Genomic DNA, 13797 nt, shown 5'->3' with positions numbered 1-13797 from the left:
CGGTGACGGCCCCGGGCCGTCACCGCAGTGACTCCAGACGGTCGCGCACCTCCCGGAGATCCCCTCTGCCCATCAGCTCGCGCAGCACCAACACCCGTTCCAGTGCCGACACGGCCTCGGCCGCCCGACCCAGCGCCACCAGGGCATCGGTATGCAGGCACAGCGCCCTGTCCTCATCGGTCCACGAGCCCAGATCGCGGTAGATGTCGACGGCCTGCTGGAACAGCACCAGCGACGACTCCCTCTCACCCAGCGCGAATCGGACTCCGGCCAGGGTGCGCAGCACGTCGGCCCGGCCGCTGCGGTCTGCCGTCCGGCGCACCAGGTCGAGCGCCTCGTTGCAGAGCCTGAGGGCTTCGTCGTGCTCCCCGCGGTCGTGGTAGAGCGTCCCCAATCCGTTCAACGCGGCCGCCGCCCCCGCGTCGTCGGCCAGCTCCCGGTACAGCTCCAACGCCGACCGATGGCACTGCTCCGCGTCCGTCTCCTGTCCCTGTTTGCGGCGGGTGAGCGCCAGGGTGTGCAGGGATCGGGCCAGGCTCAGCCGCCCACTCGGGCTGCTGTCCCGCTTGCTCAGCAGCACGGCACGGGACAGATGGTTGGCGGCGATCTCGAAGCGGCCCTGACGCCAGCGGGTCCCCGCAAGCATCCGGAAGATCATGGCTTGGTCGACCGGGGGTGCGTCGTTCCGCTCTGCGGCCTCGCTGGCCCACGTGAGACCCCGCTGGGCGTCCTCGAAGCGATGGCGGCGCCATTGGTAGGTGACCAAGGCCATCGGCAGCAGCCACATGTGGCGTCGGCTTCCGCGCTCGATCGACAATTCGACTCCGCGCATGGCTGCTTCGTACTCGTCGTCGAGGAGGGCCAGCGCCCGCTCCAGGTCCTCGGGCTGGACCACCGTAATCCCTTCCGGCTCTCCGACCGGCAGCCATCGCTGCCCGTCCAGCCACCGGTCGCAGGCCCAGACGTAGTGCAGTTGGTGTTCCAGGATCTGCCAGACGGTGGCCTCCTCGAACCTGGGGGACGAGGTCAGGGCCGGAGGTCGCACCTGTTGGCGGGCGAAGGTCCGCACCAGGTTGTGCAGGCGGTACCGGCCCGACTGCAACTCCACCAGGTGCGCCGCCCGCAACTCCTCCACCGCCCGGTCGGGGTGCACGCTCTCGGCCGCCGAACCGAGATCCATCACCGCATCCCAGCCGATCGACGGCCCAGGATGCACCGCGAGCTGCCAGAGCAGACAACTAGCTTCTTCGGAAAGGGCGTTCACTGAGCAGGCCAAGGCCGCCCGAACGGACAGGCGGGCCGGCGGGTGTTCCAGGGCATCGAGCCGTCCTTCCTCCTTCGCGAGTTGTTCGCGCAGGTGGCGGATCGCCCTGGCCGGACGGCCTTCCAGGCGCCGAGCGGTCACGGTCAGCGCCAATGGGTTGCCGCCGCACACCTCGACGAGATCCTCGACCTCCTGGGTGAACATCCGACGATCGGATGGAGAGATGTCTTCCTGAAGCAGCTCCGCGGCAGCCTCGTCGTCGAGTTCACCCAGAGCCCAGAGCTTCACCTCCTGGCGGGCACGGAGCATTTCCGGCCTCCGGCGGCTGGTGATCAGCACCGCACTGGGCCCGGTTCCTGGCAGCAGCGGCAGCACCTGCTCGTCGTCCCAGGCGTCGTCGAGCACGATAAGCACGGAGCGGCCCGCCAACACCGAGCGCAGCGCCGCACTCTTCTGCTCCAATCCGACCGGTGAGTAGGGCAGCGGGAACTCCGCCAGGAACTTGTCGACGACGCGCTCGGGATCGGCCGGTTGCTCTCCTTCCCCCGGGAATCCGCCGAGTTCGGCGTAGAGTGCCCCGTCCGGGAACGCCTCCCGCAGCCGATGCGCCACGCGGTTCACCACCAGGCTCTTCCCGATGCCGGGCATGCCGCAGACCACGGCCACGGTCGGCCGGCCGGAGTCCTGCTGCCGCAGCACCGCCGCCACCACTTCACGGATCACCCCGTCACGGCCCAGTGCCGATCGTCCGAGAGGCGGCAACTGACTCGGCACGGAGGTCAGCGCGGTGGCACCCGATCGTGGTGCATTCCCCTGCAACTCGTCGATGACTGCCTGCAGTCCCTCGTCCGGACGCCTGAAGCGACTCTTCCATTCCTTGATCACCCTCTTCAGTCCCGCCGACGTCAGCGAGCGGCCGTGTGCGATCAGGTAGTAACGCAAGGGCCAGTCCTCCTCCGGCAGGCTGCGGTACCACCGGTCCGTCTCCGTGCGCAGCCAGTCCTCCATTCCAGCCCGCCGAGCGGTCTCCAACTGGGCTTCCACCACTGCCCGCCGTTCCCGCCGCAGCTTCGCCCGGCGCTGTACGGCCCATTCCCCCTTCAGGCCGCTCAGCGGAACCAGGTCGCCCCACTCCCCCAGGGCCGCGGTCAGAGCATCGACCCTGTCCTTCCCGAACAGCCGTTCCGCGTGCTGCACCTGGTCTCGGAAGCGGTAGAGATCAATCCGATCCCTCGGTAGATAAATGGAACAGATTCCCGATTCCATGCGCAGCGATTCCTTCCCCAGCCCCAATGCCTTCCGCAGCACGGTCATGACCTGGTCCAGCCGATCCCGCCCGAACTCCTCCGCGGGCCACAAGCAGGCGAATACCTCGCGCGCGGGACACCGACCGCCCGGCGACGTCACCAGCAAGGCGAACAGGGCTGCTGGCTTTGTGGATCCCATTACGGTCGGACTACTCGATGAATTTGATGGCCCAACACTCACCACCCCAAGCACTCGTCCATCCATGTTCGATTCCTCCGCTTCACGGTGATCGTCTCGGCCAGGGCTGTGGCACCACAGGGATCTGTGCGTTTCCGAGCGCCGGTTTACACGGTTGCGCTACTTCGCGCCCCCTCAGATCGAACTCAGAGTTTCCTCAGTTCCGCGCCCACCGAGCTCCTCGCCGGCTGGGCACCATGGCGTCAGTCGCTCGCCGAACCCGGCGACGACGGCTCGACCACGGAAAATGTCAGAAAAGGAAGGACGAGACCATGAGCAACCGCCTGCCCGCCCGCCGAGGGGGTCGCACCAAGCGGACCTCCGGCGGGTTCCCGCCGACCGCCAAGCGTCGGACCCGCGAGAAGGAGCTGCCGCCGGCGCCGGCAGCGCTGCCCGACCCCGCTCCGGACAACCCGTCACCGCCGGAGGTCTGAGACCTCCGGCTCAGGCCGAATCGGGGTGCCCGCCGACGGGTGGGCACCCCCTCCGGGAGGACTTTTCGTCCTTCCTACCGTTTCGGCCCGCCTAGTTCACGGGCTAACACGCGGTACCACTGCGTAGCACTCGGTACCACTCAGCAACAGTTCCACAGAACAGCCGCACCGAGTCCAGGCGGGCGGCAAGAGAGGACTGCACCTTGACCGTTGCCGGCGCCAGCAGCGTGTTCGCTGCCGTAGCACGGTACTTCGACAACCCCCGGGCACAGGAGGTCCGGCTGACCCTCCACCCGAACGGCGAGCCGCCGGTCCTGCTGAGCCCCGCTCAGGCGCGCGACGCCATCTACGGGACGGTCCAGGACCCCGCTCTGGTCACCGAGATCTGGCGGGCGGCCCTGCGCGCTGCGCAGACCGAGCACGGACCCGCGGAGGAGTGGCGACTCCTGTTGGTCTGGTTGGCCCTGCCGAGGCTGACCGGAACCGCCTTCCGCATCTGCCACCGGATGCGGGCCGACCGAGCCGATGTGGAGGCGGAGATGGTGCTGGGCCTTCTGGAGGGTCTGCGGACCGGCGAACCGCCGTCGGCGCTGTCGGTCGACGCCCTGCTCAAGGCCGTGTGCAGCAGGGCGTGGCGGCTCGCGCGGGCGGGGCGGCACGAAACCGCGTGCGCCACGCTGGAGCAGTGGGTGGACGATAGCGGCGGCACGGCGGCGTGTGACGGACCGGAGGAGGACGACCAGGTACAGCAGCCCCAGGTCGAGGTCACCCGGCACGAACGGGTCGGCGGACTGCGGGCCCAGCTGCGCTTCACCATCTCCCCCGAGCGCCTGAGCCAACAGGCTCTGACCGCACTCACCGAGGAGGCCGAGCGGCAGCAACTCAACCGCCGGGCGCGGCATGTCAAGCGGCAGCGCCACGCCAACAGCGCCTCCCCGCACCGAGGCGCGAGGCACCTGTGAGCCCCGCGAAGCACGGCCAGCTGAGCTTCATGGAGGCCTTCAACCTGCCGGTCGTGGTCGACGTGCCGACCGCCGCCCGAGCCCTGGGCATCTGCCTGGCGACCGCCTACCGGTTGGCCCGTCAGGACGCCTTCCCGTGCAAGATCTTGCGGATCGGCACCCGCTACCGCGTTCCCACCGTCGAACTCATGCGAGCCATCGGCGTTGACGAACGTGCCGTGTACACACTGGACCACCGCGCCTGAGCCCGAGCCACCTCACCCGCGCGAGTTCGAGTTGTACGACGATCCGCAAGGGCTCTCTGGCCTACGGGAACCCGGGTAGGTAGCTTGCGTCTGTGCAGGTCAGCGAGATCGCTGGCCTGCACAGACGTAGTCAGTACGGAAGCTCCCGCCACTTCAGCCCGTCGTGATGCGCGGTGGGGCTCTCGATTGCTTCTTGTGGCGGCCCTCGGGCGGGTGGGGCCGATCGGGTGGAAGTGTGGGGTTGTGCGTTGCGTCGGGGGAGGGACGGTCGGACGGTCGGATGAACTTCCGAGATGCGCATTCACTTCCGGACCGGTCGGATCGCCTCGGTGCTGGCCCTGCTGGCCGGTTCGCTGCTCGGCAGCAGCGTGCTGGCGCCGCCGGCCCAGGCCGCGATCTCTTTCACCAAATCCGTCGACAAGGCGACCGCCTCCCCGGGGGAGAACGTCACCTACACCCTCCGGTACACCTGTTCCATCACCGAGTGCACCGACGGGCGGATCACCGACACCCTGCCGTCGAACATGCAGTTCGTCGGCTGGACGCCCGACCCCTCCTCGGTGGACCAGGCCGCCTCCACGGTGCCCGCGGCGGGCGCGATGGGCGGCACCATGGACATCAGGCTCAAGGACCTCAGCCCGGGCACCACCGCCACCATCACGGTGACGATGAAGTACCCGAACTTCACCACCCCCGACGGGGCGGCCTCCACCAACTCGGCCACCATGACGGCCACCGGTGAGCCCAGCCAGACCGCCACCGCCGACACCAAGGCCCAGGTGCAGCCGCAGTACACGGTGACCAAGGGCATCCAGACCTCCAGCAGCGACGGGCGCACCGTCACCTACCAGTTCAGCGCCTGCGCCACCGACCTGGTGCCCAACGTCGACCTGGACACCAGCCGGCTGCTGGACACCCTGCCGCCCGGCGCCGTGGTGGACACCGGCCGCTCGCCCGGCTGGAGCCAGGTCGCGCCCGGCCCCAACACCTGGGGCTACGACATCGGGGAGTTCCGCTCCGGCAACGGCCGCGGCGGCTGCCGGCTGCCGGGTGTGCTGGTCGTCAACTACCCGGAGGCCGACTTCCCGGACGGGACGACCTCCGACAACACCGTGGACCTGTACGGCGACCCGATCGGCCCGGACGCCGAGCGCGAGCTCGACACCGCCGGCACCACCACCGGTCAGTTCCGGCCCCCGGCCACCGGTGTGATGGTGACCGCCAGCAAGGTGTGGCGCGACAGCGTCGTCTCCGGCGACCTCAACTCCTTCAGCCTGTCGGCCACCAACACCTCCGGCCCGGCCACCAGCCTGACCATGACCGACCCCGGCGCCAGCACCACCGACGGCCTGTACAACTGGCTCTTCCCGCAGTCCCTCCAGCTGGAGCCGTGGAACCCGACCAGCATCGGGCTCACCCTGCAGTACCGCCTCGACGGCGACCCGACCTGGCAGACCTTCAGCCCGTCCAGCCCGCTGGACGGGTCCAGCGCCCGCCGGATCACCTTCGTCCAGGGCGCCGGCGACCCGACCCGCGACGAGCTGGGCATCCCGGCCGGCCGCCGGCTCGACGGCCTCAGGTTCACCTGGGACGGCCCCATCCCGACCGGCTGGAGCCCGGGCAACTCGGTGCAGGTGATCACCCAGGTCGTCACCCCCGGCCACGACGGGCGCCCGGCCCCCAGCCCGCTGACCAACTGTCTGGACACCACCGCCGGCGACGGCACCAGCACCTCCGCCGCCAACGCCTGCGCCTCGACCACCGTCACCGCCGCCACCAACCTGGGCGCGGCCAAGACCACCGTCGCCGGCGAGCTGTCCGCACCCGGCGGCATGGCGACCTTCCAGGTGATCCCGTACAACCGCAGCGGCCGCGACCTGACCCGCCCGCTCGTGCTGTACGACGTGCTCCCGGCCGGTGTCGTCTACGTCGAGGGCTCGGCCCGCCCGGACCCGAACTACCCGGACGCCAAGGCCCCCCAGTCGATCACCGTCACCCCCGGCCCGGACGGCCGCCAGATCGTCAGGATGGAATGGCCGCCCGGCGCGCCCGACATGACGTACCTGCACGACGCGCTGGCCTACCGGATGCTCTTCGACGTCCAGGTGGCCAGCAGCATCCGCTCCGGCGAGCTGACCAACGACATCTACGTCACCGTCGACCAGCCGACCGCGCCGGTCTCCTGCATGTTCTCCGGCTCCGACAGCGGCAGCACGCCGGACGTGCTGGACCTCAACGGCAACGGCGACACCTCCGAGCTCATGTGCCACGCCTCCTCCCAGATCCAGGTGGACGTGCCGAGCGTGCTGCGCTCGTACAAGGAGGTCATGGGCGACCTGGACGCCGACTACGTCAGCATCGGCAGCGCCACCCCCGGCGGCCGGATCTCCTACCGGATGACCGTCCGCAACGACTCGCCCGACCCGGTCACCGACTTCATCGCCTACGACAAGCTCCCCACCCCGGGCGACAACTACGTCCTCACCCAGGACGCTCCGCGCGGCAGCGCCTGGACCCCGTCGCTGAGCCAGCCGATCACCACCAGCGACCCGACCGTGGGGATCGAGTACACCACCGACCCCAACCCGTGCGTCGACGCCGCCCTGGTCAACCGGACCGGCTGCAACAGCGGCGCCACCTGGAGCAGCACTTTCCCCGGCCCGGGAACGGCCACCTGGTTCCGGGTCCGCCGCCCCGGCAGCCTGGCCTCCGGCGAGGCCTTCACCCTGACCTGGCCCATGGTCGCCTCGGTGGACGCCCCCGACGGGGAGTACGCCTGGAACAGCTTCGCCTTCACCGCCACCGACGCCAGCGGCCGCCAGCTGCTGCCCGCCGAGCCGGCCAAGGTCGGCGTCGCCGTCAAGCAGACCAAGCCCTCCGACAACGCGCTCGGCGACTTCGTCTGGCAGGACGTGGACGGCTCCGGCATCCAGAAGCCCGGCGACCCGGGCATCGCCGGCGTCACGGTGAAGCTGCTCGACGGCAACGGCCAGCCCGTCCGCGACAAGAACGGCAAGCCGGTCACCACGGTGACCGACCGGAACGGCCACTACCTCTTCGACCACCTGCCCGACGGCAGCTACGCGGTGCAGTTCGACCTGTCCACCCTGCCCGACGGCGCCGTCGTCACCAAGCGGGGCGTCGGCACCGATCCGGCCAAGGACTCGGACGCCGACCCGGCCACCGGCATCACCCAGACCGTCACGCTCAGCGGAGGGCAGCGCGACCTCGACCTCGACATGGGCGTGATCCTGCCGACCACCCCCACCGGGTCGCCGTCCCCGTCGCCGTCCCCGACCTCTTCGCCTTCCCCGACATCGTCCCCGTCGCCGACGTCCTCGCCGACGCCGTCGCCGTCCCCCTCGCCGACCGCGACCCGGTCCGGCAGTACGACCCCGACCGCCGGCCCGACCCACAGCGCGAGTCCGTCGGCGAGCGGCGGGACGCTGCCCAACACCGGCGGCTCGGCGCCCGACGCGCTGATCGCCGCCCTCGGCGCCCTCGCCGTCCTGGGAGGTGTGGCGCTGTGCGCGGTGGTCTACCGGCGGCCCGGACGACACAGCTGACACCGACGACGGACAACTGAACACCCGACCGACACCAGTGGCGCCGCCCCCAGCGGCGCCACTGGCGCGTTGTCGGAGGCGGACGGGCAGGCAGGCGGACGGGCAGGCGGGCAGGCGGGCAGGCGGGCAGGGCTGGAACCGGGGGCTCGGTCTGCGGGAGTTCACCCGGGGAAGGCCTACGGGCGCTCCGGAGTCAGCGCCAGGACGGCGAGGTCGTCGGCGAGCAGGCCGGCGTACTCGTGGACGTCCTGGGCCAGGAAGGAGACCAGCCGGTCGGGCGAGGTGGTGCCGAGGGCGGCCAGGCGGGGGGCCAGCGGGTAGAAGGCGCCGGTGGCGTCCCGGGCCTCGCTCACACCGTCGGTGTAGAGCAGGACGGTGTGGCCCGGGGGCAGCGCGACGGCGGTCGGCTTGCCGCGCTCGTCGGGGGGCCCGAGGTGGGCCAGGCCGAGCGGGAGTTCGTCCGCGCAGGACACCGGGGTGATGGTGTGCTCGGTGAGCAGCAGCGGGGTGGTGTGGCCCCGGTTGACGATCTCCACGCAGTCGGAGCCCGGCCGGTACTGCAGCAGGACGGCGGTGACGAACAGCTCGTCGTCGCCCCGGTCGGCGGCGTCGCGCAGGACGGCACGGTCCAGCTGGTCGGCGAGGTCGACCAGGTCGGGGGTGTCGTGCGCGGTCGCCCGGAAGGCGCCGAGCACGTCGGCCACCGTACGGACGGCGCCGAGGCCCTTGCCGCGGACGTCGCCGAGCAGCACCCGGACGCCGAAGCGGGTGTCGCACACCTCGTACAGGTCCCCGCCGACCAGGACCTCGGCCTGGGCCGGGCGGTAGAGGCCGGCCACCCGCAGACCGCCCGCCCGCTCGGGTACCGGGCGCAGCACGGTGCGCTGCAGGGTCTCGGCGACGGTACGGGCGTGCAGCAGGGTGCGGTTCTGCCGGGTCCGCTGCCAGGACAGGGCGGTGCCCATCACCCCGGAGAGCAGCGTGGCGATGTAGACCCAGACGTGGTGCTGCTCGTCGATGTGGCCCGCCCGCACGGCCAGCACCAGTTGCAGCGCCAGGGCGCCGACCGTGGTGGTGGCGGTCAGCACCGGGCCGTAGCTGAACGCCGCCACCACGGGCAGCGCGGTCAGCAGGAAGCCGGCCGCGACGGCGTCCGGGACGACCGCCTCGGCGGCCAGGTCAAGCAGCAGGAGGAGCACCGGCAGCCAGGGCACCCAGCGCGGTGCCCGGGGTTCCACGGCCGCCGGATGCTCCGGGCGGGGTGCTACGGGCACGGTGGGGTCCTCCTGGCCGACCGGTCGGTATGACCGGTTCGTCCCTCCATGCTCTCCTACGGAGGACCCGGCCACGAACGGCCGAACGTCCCGGTTTCCGGGACCGACCGGGCCCGGAAGCGGGGCGTCAGGGCCGGTCGGCGGACGGTGACCAACCCGGCCCCGGCCGACAGCCGGGGCCGATGGGCGGTCGGCGGGCGCGCCGACAACCGGGCCGGTGGGCGGTCAGCGGCGGCCCCACCGGTGGGCGGTCAGCAGCGAGACGGTCATCAGCGGACGATCACCGGCAGGGTCTCGAAGCCGCGCAGGACCAGGCGGTCCCGCCGGGCCGGCACGCCGCCCGGGGCCAGCCGGGGGAAGCGGTCGAGCAGGGCGGGCACCGCGACCTCGGCCTCCAGTCGGGCCAGCTGGGCGCCCAGGCAGTAGTGCGGGCCGCCGCCGAAGCTCAGCGGCTGGCTGTCCCGGCGGGTCGGGTCGAACACCTCCGGGCGGTCGTACCGGGCCGGGTCGTGGTTGGCCGCGCCGAGCAGCAGGAGCGCCACGTTGCCGACCGGCACGGGCAGCCCGTCGACGGCCAGCCCCTCGGCCAGCGCCACCCGGGAGGTGAGCTGGACCGGGGAGTCGAAGCGCAGCACCTCGTCGGTGAAGCCGGCCGGGGTGATCGCGCCGCTGCGCAGCCCGGCGGCGGCCTCCGGGTGGCGGAACAGCAGGGCCAGGCCGTTGCCGAGCAGGTTGGTGGTGGTCTCGAAGCCGGCCACCAGCAGCAGCACCAGGTTGGCCAGCAGTTCCCGGGCGGGCAGCCGCTCAGGGTCGTCGACGGCGATCCGGGCCAGGTCGGTGACCAGGTCGTCTTGCGGGCGGGCGAGGCGCTCGGCGGCCAGCTCGGTGAAGTAGCCGGCCAGTTCGTCGGCGGCCTCGTCCGCCTCGGTGAGCTCGGAGCGGTCGTCGATGAACTCCAGGGCGACGGTGAGGTCGGAGGCGAGGTCGCGGAAGCGGTAGCGGTCCCGCTCGGGGACGCCGAGCAGTTCGCAGATCACCCCGACCGGCAGCCGGAAGGCGAAGGCGTCCATGAAGTCCACCGGCGAGCCGTCGGCGCCCTGCTCGGCCATCCCGTCCAGCAGCCCGGCGACCGCCTCCTCCACCGCCGGGCGCAGCGCGGCCACCCGGCGGGCGGTGAAGACCGAGGCGATCAGCGAGCGGACCCGGGGGTGGTCGGGCGCGTTGCGCTGCAGGATCGAGCGGCCGAACAGCGCCAGCGACGGGTGCTCGGCGAACTCCGGGGTCAGCTCCGCCATCATGTCGGCGGTCGCGACGGCGAAGGCGGGGGTGCGCAGCACCTTGTCGGCCGCGGCGTGGCCGGCCACCAGGAAGGTGTCCGGCCCGGCGGGCACCGCCGCGCCCAGCGCGTGTGCCCGCGCGTACAGCGGGTACGGGTCGGCCCGGCCCTCGCTGGTCAGCAGTTCCTCGATGATCGCCGCGCCGTCCATCCGGTGCTCCCCTCCCAGAGGCCACGTTCCTGCTGCGTGAACCACCGGAGGGTGCAGCGGAGTTCCCGTCCGGCGGGGGCGCCGGGCCGGGCGGGTTGGCGCCCGGCCGTCGGGCGGCTCGGTAGGGTTGCCGGTATGGAGATCTGGATCAACCCGCGCTGCGGCAAGTGTCGGTCGGCGCTCGGCGAGCTGGAGGCCGTCGGGGCCGAGTACACCGTGCGGCGCTACCTGGAGGATCCGCCGACCGCGGCCGAGCTGGAGCAGGTGCTGGAGCGGCTGGGCCTGGAGCCGTGGGACATCACCCGCATCGACGAGCAGGTCGCCAAGGACCTGGGGATGCGGAAGTGGTCCCGGGAGCCGGCGGACCGGGACCGCTGGATCGCGGCGATGGCGGAGCACCCGATCCTGATCCAGCGCCCGATCATCACCGCGGACGACGGCCACGCCGTCGTGGCCCGCACCCCCGAGGCGGTCAAGTCCGTCCTGCCGTAGCAGCGCCGCGTCCGGAGCCCAAGAGGCGTCCGGGGCGTCCGGGGCCGGTCAGTGCAGCTGGATCCGCTGCACCGGCCGGCCCGGGTGCCAGTTGAGGACCCACAGGTGGCCCTCCCCCACGGCGGTGTGCACCACCTGCTCCAGGTCCAGCCGGAAGGCGTGGAAGGCGGTCGGCGGCGGCTCGGGCAGATCGGCCGCGTAGGCGGAAAGTTCGGCCTCGTCGGTGATCTCGACCGCGCGGCCGGAGACCTTGGAGTCCCCGCCGGCCATCGTCTCGTCCCCCGGATGGGCGTGCAGCGCGAAGCGGCCGTCCCGTTGGAGGTCGCGCGCCTTGGCCGAGCCGTACATCGACCCGAGCATCAGGTCGGCGCCGACGAAGTCGACCTCCGTACCGCTCACCCGGGGCGACCCGTCCTTGCGCAGCGTCGCCAGGACGTGGTGCTTCTCGGCTTCGAACCGGGCCCGCACGAGGGGCGCCAGCTCGGGTGCCTGCTGCTCGAAATCCTGCCAGGTGGCCATGGCGCCAGTCTGGCACCGGGCACCGACAACCGCCGGGTGTCAGGGGCCGGTGCCAGACTGGCGGAGTGACCACCACGACCACGTACATCGCGTTCCTGCGGGCGATCAACGTCGGCGGCCGGACGGTGCGGATGGAGCGGCTGCGGGCGCTCTTCGCCGAGTTGGGGCTCGGGGGCGTGCGCTCCTACATCCAGAGCGGCAACGTCTTCTTCACCACCGACGAGCCGGACCGCGCCGCCCTCACCCGGCGCATCGAGGAGCACCTGGAACGGTCCCTCGGCTACCCGGTGCCCACGCTGCTGCGGACGGTCGACGAGGTGGCCGCGCTGCTGGCCGCCGAGCCGTTCAAGAGCGTCGAGGTGACGCCCGACGTCCGGCTGGTGGTGGCCTTCCTCTCCGAGCCGCTGCCCGCCGACCTCGCCCTCCCCCGCCTCTCGCCGAAGGGCGACCACGAGGTGGTCGGCGCCGACCCGGGCGCCGCGTACGTGGTGGTCCACCTGCGGGACGGCAAGTGGGTCACCGGGGAACTGTTCGGCAAGGCCTACCGGGGTGCGGTCACCTCCCGGTTCCTGCACACCACCGAGAAGATCCTGGCGGTCGCCCGGAAGGGCTGACCTCCTGACATCCGCGCACCGGCCACCCCGGCACCAGGCAACCCGGCCACCCGGCCACCCGGAACCGCGGTGGCGCACCGGGCGTCTGGAGTGCAGTGACGTACTCACCGCGCGCCGGCACCCGGCGTGATCTGGACAGTCCGAGCCGGCCGAGCCGACAATCGGGCCATGACGTCTCCTGAGTTCCGCACCGGCGCCGTCCGGCCCTCCGGCGCGGTCCGCCCCTCGGACGCCGAACGGGACCAGGCGCTCGGGGTGCTCAAGGACGGAGCGGGCAGCGGACGGCTGTCGCACGACACCTTCCTCGGCCGGATGGAGATCGTCCTGCACGCCACCAGCCGGGGCGAGTTGGACGAGGCGATGACCGGGCTGCCGACCGGGAGCCCGGTCGAGCGCTTCCTGCTGCGGACGGTCGGCCGGGTCTCCGCGTTCGGGGACCGGCTGCGCCGGGCCTGGCGCACCGAACGGCTGCCCGGGCTGAGCCTGCCGGAGACCGGGGCCGGGCAGTTGACGATCGGTCGGTTCCCCGGCTCGGGGCTGCGGCTGCACGACGCCTCGGTGTCCCGACGGCACGCCGAACTGCGGCGCGAGGGCGGCGGCTGGGTGCTGTACGACCTGGGCTCGACCAACGGCACGCATGTGAACGGGCGCCGGATCGCGGGCGGGGTACGGGTCCGGCCGGGCGACCAGGTCCGGTTCGGGAACCTGGAGTTCCGGCTCGCCTCGGACTGAGTCGCACCCCCGGCCGGTCGGTACGGACCCGAGCGGGCACCGGGGAGGCGTCGGGTGGGCGTCCATGCGTGCGGACGGTGAACGTGCGGGTGTGCGTGCGGGTGTGCGGGCGTGCGGGCGTGCGGGCGTGCGGGCGGTGAACGTCAGCCGCGGGTGACGTGCAGTTCGGCGTAGCGGTCGCCCTTGTCCGCCTTGCGCAGGGTGACCTTCGCCGTGCCGACGGCGGTCTCGGCGCCCTTGCCGACGGTCTTCCGTTCGTCCCCGACCGCGACCTCGACCGTGCTGTCGGTGATGTGGCTGACGGTCATCTTCACGGTGCGGTCGCCGCCGAAGACCTGGAGGGTCTTGGAGGCCTCGGCGTCATCGGTGCGCACGACGACGTCGCAGCTGTCGTCGTCGAGGCAGAGCGCGACACCGCCGTCGCAGGCGGTCAGTCCGGCGCCGAGGGTGAGGACGGCGCCGGCGGCGAGGAGCGCCGGGCGGCGGACGGCGGGCCCGAAACGGCGCCGGGCAGGGGTTCGGTGGGAGTTCGGGGTGCTCGCTGTGGTCATGGCGTCGACGGTAGGCGCCCGCACGCGCCCCGCCATCGGCCGTCGGCGGTACGCACCCCCTGGCCGGCCCCGGAGCGCCCGAACGATCGCGACCCCGAGGGCGATGGGTCGAATCCCCTAGGGGACGAGGGGAGTTGGAACTGCTGGATCGGATTCCGGAAAGGCTCGGCAT

The 13797-nt window shown here is 72.0% G+C and carries 12 protein-coding genes; 7 read left to right on the top strand and 5 right to left on the bottom strand.

The features are described from left to right. Positions 1 to 19 precede the first annotated feature (19 nt). Positions 20 to 2578, bottom strand: coding sequence for a tetratricopeptide repeat protein (locus tag AB0O82_RS06885; RefSeq protein WP_363580919.1), 2559 nt, complete (start codon positions 2576 to 2578; stop codon positions 20 to 22). Positions 2579 to 3021: 443 nt separating this feature from the next. Here AB0O82_RS06885 and AB0O82_RS06880 point away from each other — a divergent pair, with 443 nt between their 5' ends. From AB0O82_RS06880 to AB0O82_RS06865, 4 genes are all read left to right on the top strand, one after another. Then, positions 3022 to 3183 carry a hypothetical protein gene (locus AB0O82_RS06880; protein ID WP_363580917.1) on the top strand — a complete coding sequence of 54 codons (162 nt, stop codon included), beginning with the start codon at positions 3022 to 3024 and terminating at the stop codon, positions 3181 to 3183. Between the two features lie 203 nt (positions 3184 to 3386). Further along, positions 3387 to 4145, top strand: a complete 759-nt coding sequence (locus tag AB0O82_RS06875) for a hypothetical protein (protein ID WP_363580915.1) — start codon at positions 3387 to 3389, stop codon at positions 4143 to 4145. Continuing rightward, positions 4142 to 4390 carry a helix-turn-helix domain-containing protein gene (locus tag AB0O82_RS06870; protein ID WP_363580913.1) on the top strand — a complete coding sequence of 83 codons (249 nt, stop codon included), beginning with the start codon at positions 4142 to 4144 and terminating at the stop codon, positions 4388 to 4390. The genes AB0O82_RS06875 and AB0O82_RS06870 overlap by 4 nt, the downstream gene beginning before the upstream one ends. 293 nt (positions 4391 to 4683) lie before the next feature. Next, positions 4684 to 7956 (top strand): SdrD B-like domain-containing protein, encoded by a 3273-nt coding sequence (locus tag AB0O82_RS06865; RefSeq protein WP_363580911.1) that lies wholly within the window; start codon positions 4684 to 4686, stop codon positions 7954 to 7956. Positions 7957 to 8132: 176 nt separating this feature from the next. Here the strand turns inward: AB0O82_RS06865 and AB0O82_RS06860 are convergent, their stop codons facing one another. Together AB0O82_RS06860 and AB0O82_RS06855 are read right to left on the bottom strand one after the other, a co-directional pair. Further along, entirely contained in the window at positions 8133 to 9230 is a 1098-nt protein-coding gene (locus tag AB0O82_RS06860) for a PP2C family protein-serine/threonine phosphatase (protein WP_363580909.1), read from the bottom strand. 269 nt (positions 9231 to 9499) lie between these two features. After that, positions 9500 to 10717 (bottom strand): cytochrome P450, encoded by a 1218-nt coding sequence (locus tag AB0O82_RS06855; protein WP_363580908.1) that lies wholly within the window; start codon positions 10715 to 10717, stop codon positions 9500 to 9502. Positions 10718 to 10852: 135 nt separating this feature from the next. Here AB0O82_RS06855 and AB0O82_RS06850 point away from each other — a divergent pair, with 135 nt between their 5' ends. After that, positions 10853 to 11209: an arsenate reductase family protein gene (locus tag AB0O82_RS06850; RefSeq protein ID WP_363580907.1), complete on the top strand. Its 357-nt coding sequence runs from the start codon at positions 10853 to 10855 to the stop codon at positions 11207 to 11209. A gap of 48 nt (positions 11210 to 11257) precedes the next feature. On the opposite strand, the gene AB0O82_RS06845 is transcribed toward AB0O82_RS06850, so the two are convergent. Next, on the bottom strand, positions 11258 to 11728 hold the full coding sequence (locus tag AB0O82_RS06845) for a pyridoxamine 5'-phosphate oxidase family protein (RefSeq protein ID WP_363580906.1): 471 nt from the start codon (positions 11726 to 11728) through the stop codon (positions 11258 to 11260). 65 nt (positions 11729 to 11793) lie between these two features. On the opposite strand from AB0O82_RS06845, the gene AB0O82_RS06840 reads away from it, so the two are divergent. After that, entirely contained in the window at positions 11794 to 12342 is a 549-nt protein-coding gene (locus AB0O82_RS06840; protein WP_363580904.1) for a DUF1697 domain-containing protein, read from the top strand. Positions 12343 to 12510: 168 nt separating this feature from the next. Further along, entirely contained in the window at positions 12511 to 13074 is a 564-nt protein-coding gene (locus AB0O82_RS06835; protein ID WP_063347333.1) for a DUF1707 and FHA domain-containing protein, read from the top strand. A 143-nt stretch (positions 13075 to 13217) separates the two neighbouring features. Here AB0O82_RS06835 and AB0O82_RS06830 read toward each other — a convergent pair whose 3' ends face one another. After that, the gene (locus AB0O82_RS06830) at positions 13218 to 13625 is read right to left on the bottom strand and encodes a hypothetical protein (protein ID WP_363580902.1); all 408 of its coding nucleotides are present in this window, start codon (positions 13623 to 13625) and stop codon (positions 13218 to 13220) included. Between the last annotated feature and the right edge of the window lie 172 nt (positions 13626 to 13797).

Source organism: Kitasatospora sp. NPDC088264 (genome assembly GCF_040685715.1).
In the GTDB taxonomy this organism is placed as follows: Bacteria; Actinomycetota; Actinomycetes; order Streptomycetales; family Streptomycetaceae; genus Kitasatospora.
Note: the sequence above shows the minus strand (reverse complement) of the source record. Positions and strands in the feature narration are given on the sequence as shown.

Bases quoted from the DNA above. Each gene is read 5' to 3' on its own strand.
- AB0O82_RS06835 (WP_063347333.1), top strand. From the start codon at position 12,511: ATGACGTCTCCTGAGTTCCGCACCGGCGCCGTCCGGCCCTCCGGCGCG.
- AB0O82_RS06880 (WP_363580917.1), top strand. From the start codon at position 3,022: ATGAGCAACCGCCTGCCCGCCCGCCGAGGGGGTCGCACCAAGCGGACC.
- AB0O82_RS06830 (WP_363580902.1), bottom strand. From the start codon at position 13,625: ATGACCACAGCGAGCACCCCGAACTCCCACCGAACCCCTGCCCGGCGC.
- AB0O82_RS06885 (WP_363580919.1), bottom strand. From the start codon at position 2,578: ATGACCGTGCTGCGGAAGGCATTGGGGCTGGGGAAGGAATCGCTGCGC.
- AB0O82_RS06865 (WP_363580911.1), top strand. From the start codon at position 4,684: ATGCGCATTCACTTCCGGACCGGTCGGATCGCCTCGGTGCTGGCCCTG.
- AB0O82_RS06855 (WP_363580908.1), bottom strand. From the start codon at position 10,717: ATGGACGGCGCGGCGATCATCGAGGAACTGCTGACCAGCGAGGGCCGG.
- AB0O82_RS06845 (WP_363580906.1), bottom strand. From the start codon at position 11,728: ATGGCCACCTGGCAGGATTTCGAGCAGCAGGCACCCGAGCTGGCGCCC.
- AB0O82_RS06850 (WP_363580907.1), top strand. From the start codon at position 10,853: ATGGAGATCTGGATCAACCCGCGCTGCGGCAAGTGTCGGTCGGCGCTC.